General features: G+C 41.6%; 5 protein-coding genes and 1 pseudogene. 5 read left to right on the top strand and 1 reads right to left on the bottom strand.

Features of this window, described 5'->3' with window-relative positions; all coding sequences use genetic code 11:
- Positions 1-282 precede the first annotated feature (282 nt).
- From L650_RS0105010 to L650_RS0104995, 4 genes are all read left to right on the top strand, one after another.
- Positions 283-879, top strand: a complete 597-nt coding sequence (locus L650_RS0105010) for an HD-GYP domain-containing protein (protein WP_004589546.1) — start codon at positions 283-285, stop codon at positions 877-879.
- A 401-nt stretch (positions 880-1,280) separates the two neighbouring features.
- Positions 1,281-3,134, top strand: a complete 1,854-nt coding sequence (locus L650_RS0105005) for a CIA30 family protein (protein WP_029772413.1) — start codon at positions 1,281-1,283, stop codon at positions 3,132-3,134.
- 27 nt (positions 3,135-3,161) lie between these two features.
- Complete coding sequence (locus L650_RS0105000; protein WP_029772412.1) at positions 3,162-4,202, top strand: sensor histidine kinase; 1,041 nt, start codon at positions 3,162-3,164, stop codon at positions 4,200-4,202.
- A complete protein-coding gene (locus L650_RS0104995) occupies positions 4,199-4,987 on the top strand; it encodes a LytR/AlgR family response regulator transcription factor (RefSeq protein ID WP_029772411.1) in 789 nt (262 codons plus the stop codon). The genes L650_RS0105000 and L650_RS0104995 overlap by 4 nt, the downstream gene beginning before the upstream one ends.
- A gap of 16 nt (positions 4,988-5,003) precedes the next feature.
- On the opposite strand, the gene L650_RS0104990 is transcribed toward L650_RS0104995, so the two are convergent.
- Positions 5,004-5,414 carry a hypothetical protein gene (locus L650_RS0104990; protein ID WP_029772410.1) on the bottom strand — a complete coding sequence of 137 codons (411 nt, stop codon included), beginning with the start codon at positions 5,412-5,414 and terminating at the stop codon, positions 5,004-5,006.
- Between the two features lie 192 nt (positions 5,415-5,606).
- Here L650_RS0104990 and L650_RS0104985 point away from each other — a divergent pair.
- Positions 5,607-6,853 (top strand): annotated as a pseudogene (locus L650_RS0104985) (excinuclease ABC subunit A); the annotation flags it as partial.

Genomic DNA, 6,853 nt, shown 5'->3' with positions numbered 1-6,853 from the left:
TTTCTGCCCCAAAACGTGTTTAGGCGAATGCCTCAAAAGAGCGATAACCGGTCATTGAGATAGGCTAAATTTAGGGCTAATTAATAGATAAAGTTGTGTCGTTTATTCATATAGTCAAGCAAACGAGCAACGCGTATATCCTACATTTAAATTTATTTAAAATCTTGAAATACCCTCGGTTATTTGTTGGAATGTGGATAGATGAGCTTGAAGTCAGCAAAAATATGCGTGATGAGCGCACTATTAAATTGTTAGGCGTTGCTGAACAAGGAGAGATATTCAATGGCTTTTGCCCTCGCACCAGATCAAGAAAATGCTTACCCATCACTCATTACGGCATTGTGCGCGCGCGATGCGTATACTAGAGGCCATTGTGACCGCGTCTGTGCGCTTGCGTTGGAAGTGGGGCGTGCGGCCGATTTGAGTGCCCCCTCATTAGATGACTTGCGTATTGCCAGTCAATTACACGACGTGGGTAAGATTGGAGTTCGTGATACTGTTCTCTCGAAGCCTGGAAAGCTCACACCTGATGAAAGGGAAGAGATAAAGGCTCACTCGGTTATCGGTGAGAGAATAATTAGTGAGACATTCCTGACAAACAGAGACGAGGTCGCGTCTATTGTCAGACATCATCATGAAGCATTTGATGGAAGCGGATACCCAGACGGACTGGCTGGTGCCGATATTCCCCTGAGTAGTCGAATACTTTCGATCATTGATGCGTATGATGCACTGACGACTAGCAGGCCATACCGCATGGCTAAATCGCACCTTGAAACTATGAATATCTTGAAGCATGAAGTGGACACGAAGTTTGATCCAAATATTTTTTTGTTGTTTACAAAAGTCATAAAGGCCAGTTCGGCACGTGCCTCGTAAACGCTCGTTCCTAGAATACGGTGAACGCTGCCTAAAAAGTCTCTGCAGATGACATTTGATCCGCCACCCACTTTTTTGCTAACGCAAAAGCAGGCGTTGTCTCAAATGCACCTGAGCTCAGGCGTTGCTAATGTCTGCAAATGGCACAGAGCCGACCTTCGGCTCTAACTCGTTTTTGTCCAAAAACGAGTTTACTCGACCGTCTGCTTCTCGCTCATAACGGCCCTTTAAAAACTTAATTTAGTTAGCCCGAGTCACCTACCACAACGCTTATTTACTTCTGTGTCGGTTCAACCTCTAATAATGTCGATTCAGATAAACATTAATGAAGCAGGTTAAAAAGCTCGCTAAATTTCTTATCAACAAAACGCCAAATACCTATTTTGATAAGGAATATAGTCATGAACATTATTACAAAAACAGTTATAGCACTGAGTTTAGCAAGCCACTTTAGTGCGCACGCCATTGACCTGCGGGTCGACAACATTCGCTTATACCAAAATAGCTCGCAAAGCTTTTCTGCGCCGAGTTCGCTGTATATTGATGATGGTAAAATAGTAAGTATTACTAAAGCGAGCGACCCACTTAAAAACGCAGATAAAACTATTGATGCTAACAACCAATATGCAATACCTGGTTTAATTGATTTACATGTACATTTGGGTTCATCGGGTAGTAACTTTACTGAGTTTCAGTATTTGCCGGTTAAATCGCACTTTAATTCTAATTTGTATTTAGGCGTAACTAATATTGTTGATTTGTTTTCGTTTGAGCAAACCCTAAACGAAGCCGCGCAATTAAAAGAAGCCCAACTAACCCCTAACCTTTTTTATGCGGGTACTTTGTTTACTAACCCTGGCGGACACGGCACGCAGTTTGGCGGCCACGCATACGAAATTGCAAAAGATGAAGACATAGCAGCACTATGGCAAAAACATATAAGCACTAAGCCACATGTAACTAAAGCGGTTATTGAAACCTTTGGCGGTGTGGGTAAATCATTAACTGATAGCCAATTAAGCGAGCTAGGTAAACGATCTGCAGCGGCTAATTTACCGTATTTTGTGCATGTTTCTACACTAGGTGATGCTAAACGCGCTATTAAGGCCGGTGCAACGGCTTTAGCGCACGGTATTAATAGCGAAGCGATTGACGATGAGTTTATTACGCTAATGAAACAGCATAATGTAACCTACATTCCTACCCTTGCGGTGTATCATAACCATAGCGATGAAAAGCATAACCATTCTATTAGCTCACAAAGCGAGTTACTAAAAACCATTCCCGAAAAGCTTCAAGGGTGTTTGTTTGACAACGTGCCTGCACCTTCAAAATGGAAAGAGCACGCGTGGGAGGAGCGTAAAACCGCTTATGCAAATATACAAAAGTTACATAAAGCTAATATTACTATTGGCACAGGCTCTGATGCCGGAAACCCTTACACGCTGCACGGTACTGGGTTACACAACGAACTAGATGCCCTTAAAAAAGCAGGCTTAACAAATGGCGAAATAATTAATGCAACCACAGTTAACGGCGCAAAAGCGATTAATAAAGCCAAGAGCATTGGCAAGCTGGCTAAAGGCTTTGAGGCAAGCTTTGTACTGCTTAAGCAAAACCCACTTGATGATTTAAACCACATTCATACTATCTCAGAGGTTTATAAAGCAGGAGTACAAGTAGACCGTCCAGCACTTATTGCTCAAAACAAAGCCACAAAGCCCCAAGGCCCCGCTTGTAATGAAGTAATAAAAAGCAGCCAAGCGCAACATGTTATTGATGATTTTACCGGTGATACACCATGGCAAGCCTTGAGCGACTCGGTAATGGGTGGTCAGTCTGTGGCAACACTTACCACGCATAAAAACAGTTTAACTATTGATACAACCATTACCAAACCAACCAGCTTTGGCGCGTGGGCAGGCGCTGAAATAAAATTTACATCGCCGGCTGATGCCTCTGCATTTAAAGGTATTCGACTAACGTATAAAGGTTCAAGCACGCCTTTTGCTTTGTCTGTTTATCATAGTGATGTAAAAGATTGGGATCACTTTAGTGTACTTTTAAAACCACGCGATGAATGGACAACGCTTGATATTCCTTTCACTACATTTAAACAATTTGGCTTTGGTAGCCCCGTTACGTGGTCGGCCACTCAATTAACTGGAGTAAACTTAATGTGGCGTAAAATGCCAGGCGCAAGCAATGAGCCATTAAAAAACACATTACAAATCAAAGAGCTAACTTATTTTTAAAAGAGTAGCAGTCAAAACACAAAATCTTTGGGTTTTGACTGTTTTTTGTTATGGTTTAATCAATTACAAAAAGAAGCACCTATTATGCTCAAACATCCTTTTTATAAATACAGCTTTTTTATTTTACTTGTTGTAGATATTGCTTATGCCCTTGGGCTCATAATTGCTAACTCTGCACCTTTTACTGCGGGTAGTGCACTTGCTGCTACCGTATGGTTTGTTACTTTTTACTGGGCTCCTGTTTGGAGTGCGGCAGCAGTTATTTTTTACCTGCGCAATAAACACATTAACAAAATAGCGTTTGAATGGTTAATAGCAGTTGTATTTATGGCACTTGGTAATGTGCTTACCGATATAGTACTCACACAGCTTTTTGATGGGCACAAATCGATGGGGGTGTTTGTTGTTTTTAACGGCTTACTTTGGGGCTCGTGTATTTACTTTACCAGTATTTTTATTGAAAACAAAAAACGCGCAACAGCAGAAAAACACGCGCTTAAACAAGCCCAACTTGCTACATTGCGCTACCAACTAAACCCACATTTTATGTTTAATAGCTTAAATACAATTTCGGCTTATATTCATACAAACCCCGATTTAGCCGATGAAGTACTGCATGAACTGGCTGACATTTTAAGGTACTCCCTCGACACGGCAGAGCAACAACAAATACCTTTACAGCAAGAGCTTACAATAATAGAAAAGTACCTAAATATTGAAAAAGCCCGCTTTGGCGATAAACTCAAAGTTAATTACCACATTCCCAATACGCTTAAAAACATATCGCTGCCCCCGCTACTTATTCAACCAATTATTGAAAACGCCATTAAACACAACGCCCAACAAACGTCGTTAATACTTAATATAACACTTAGTGAGCTACCTAACGGCGTTAAAATACAAATTAGCGATAACGGTAAGGGTTTTTCGAGCGAGGTAATAAAACACGGCCATGGCAGTGGTGTAGGAATGAAAAACATACTCAAGCGCGTTAAACAACTTGGTAAAAGTAAGGTACTACTGAGCAATAATAATGGTGCAGTGGTTACGTTGGAGCTAACACTATGAGCAGCAAAAACCAGCCAAATACAGTGACTAAAATGCGTGTATTATTTGCCGATGACGAGCTTCCCGCTCGCGAAAAATTAAGCCACCAATTGAGTTTAATGGAGCATGTTGAAGTAGTGGGTATGGCCACAAATGGCAAAGAGGCCATTTCATTAATTAATGAGCTAAAACCTGATGTGGTATTACTTGATATACAAATGCCTGAAATCAATGGCTTAGAGCTTATTGATTTACTTAACTACCAGCCCATTATTATTTATACAACCGCGTATGACCAATTTGCAATTGAAGCTTTTGAGCACGCCTCAACTGACTACTTACTCAAACCTTTTCCTATTGCTAGGCTAAAAAAAGCTCTCGCCAAAGCGCAGCAGCAACTAGAGCAACAACGTGCACATACGCTAGTCAATCACGAACCCAACGAGCAAACCTTTACATTAACCAAAAACACCATAAATAAGCTCATTAGTAAAAACGGTGAGCGGATATTTTTACTCTCCCCAAGTGACATTAAATTTATTAAATCGGAGCAAGGCAATAGTTTGGCGTGGAATGGCGATACATTTCATCATTTAAGCGATACGCTCGATCAGCTCGAACATGCTTTAGCAGAACATAGTTTTGTACGAATTCATCGAAGCTATTTGGTTAACGTTGACCACATTAAAGAAATACAGCGTTGGTTTAACGGCAAGCTAATGGTGATTGTAAATGATGATATTAAATCTGAACTAAGCACCAGCAGAGCCGGTGCCGATAAACTAAAGCAATTGCTACATATTTAACTTATCTAAAAACATGTTACTGATCATTACTGGTATACACACTTAAAATAGGAAACGTATGCTCAGCAAACAATACCGTTACCGACTGTGTTTGATTGCCTTTAAAGCCTAATTTAAATTCACTTGGTGTTAGCCTGCTGCCATCTGCAAACAGCGCTATTACGTGTTCTTGATTAAGCTCTCGCTTGCCAGAGGCTAAATTAGTAAGGGTAATAACCGCCCAGCGCTCCCCTTCTTCGTTACTCATAAGTACATAGTTTAAAATTGAAAAGTCAGACTTTTTAGGCGTTATATTATTATCGTTTGGAAACGACAAGTGCATACTATTTGGTATGGCTCGGTCAACGTTTAGTACATTATTTTGCGCTGCACACACTTTAGCGCAAAGTACCAATAAAAATAAAAAGCTAACTACAATTTTTGCCACAATTAAACGTCCTTTTAAATCTCGAATTTTGCATGCTTGATTAAAATTTATACTCGCAGCTTTTACCTATTATGTAAACACTCTATTAAAAGCTTAGCAAACTAACTAAGCGCTTATTCAGTGACGCCCCATTAGTATTAGTACTTTGCGGCACGTTAATAAACACATGGTTATTAAACAGGAGTAAATTACATGGCAACCACACCTAAAAATTCACATGAGGTTAGTAATGCGCAATCGGCTTTATTAAACCCAGAGCACAGCATTCAAGTACGAGGCGCGCGTGTTCATAACTTAAAAAATGTGGATGTAAACTTGCCCCGTAATTCACTTGTTGTTTTTACTGGTATATCGGGCTCGGGTAAATCATCGCTCGCCTTTGGAACATTATTTGCCGAATCACAGCATCGTTATCTTGATTCGGTATCCCCTTATGCGCGCAGATTAATAGACCAAGTAGATGAGCCCGATGTAGATTCGATTGAAGGGCTACCACCCGCGGTAGCATTACAACAACAGCGTGGCGCACCCTCGGTACGTTCATCGGTGGGTAGCGTAACCACTATTTCTAACGCGCTGCGAATGCTTTACTCACGCGCAGGCGAATACCCCAAAGGGCAAGGTATACTGTATGCCGATGCGTTTTCGCCTAACACGCCACAAGGCGCCTGCCCAGAGTGCCACGGTATTGGCCGCGTATTTAACGTAACCGAAAAGCTGTTAGTGCCCGACCCGACTAAATCAATTAAAGAGCGCGCCATTGCAGCATGGCCACCAGCATGGCAAGGTAAAAACCTAAGCCGTATACTTACCTCGTTAGGTTACGATATTAATAAACCGTGGAATACCCTGCCTAAAAAAGCCCGTGATTGGATTTTGTTTACCGACGACACGCCCACAGTACCCGTGTTTCCCGAGTACACGCTTGAGCAAACCCAAGCGGCTATTAAAAATGAAGAAAGCCCCAGCTACATGGGTACATTTATAAGTGCTAAACGCTTTGTTTTACAATCGTTTGCCAGTACCCAAAGCCCACGCACAAAAAAGCGCGTGTCGCAGTATATGCAAATATCACAATGCCCGCAGTGCGAAGGCAAAAAACTTAAAAAAGAGTCGTTATCGGTTAAAGTAGCAGGCCTTGATATAGGCGAAATTTCGCAGTTAACACTTGGCGAGCTGGCAGAAAAACTCAGCATTGCTGCCAATAACCCCGCTAAAAGTAACGCAGCAAACCCAGAAAAAGCCATTGTGGCAAAGCGCATCACAAGCGACATTATCAAACGCGTAGAAGCACTCACTAAGCTTGGTTTAGGGTATTTATCGCTTGAGCGTACTACGCCATCGTTATCAGCTGGGGAATTACAACGCTTGCGGCTTGCAACGCAAATTCGCTCAAAATTATTTGGTGTTGTGTATGTGCTAGATGAACCTTCGGCAGG

This window comes from Pseudoalteromonas sp. TB51 (assembly GCF_000498055.1).
GTDB lineage: Bacteria > Pseudomonadota > Gammaproteobacteria > Enterobacterales > Alteromonadaceae > Pseudoalteromonas > Pseudoalteromonas atlantica.
Note: the sequence above shows the minus strand (reverse complement) of the source record. Positions and strands in the feature narration are given on the sequence as shown.

Bases quoted from the DNA above. Each gene is read 5' to 3' on its own strand.
- L650_RS0105010 (WP_004589546.1), top strand. From the start codon at position 283: ATGGCTTTTGCCCTCGCACCAGATCAAGAAAATGCTTACCCATCACTC.
- L650_RS0105005 (WP_029772413.1), top strand. From the start codon at position 1,281: ATGAACATTATTACAAAAACAGTTATAGCACTGAGTTTAGCAAGCCAC.
- L650_RS0104995 (WP_029772411.1), top strand. From the start codon at position 4,199: ATGAGCAGCAAAAACCAGCCAAATACAGTGACTAAAATGCGTGTATTA.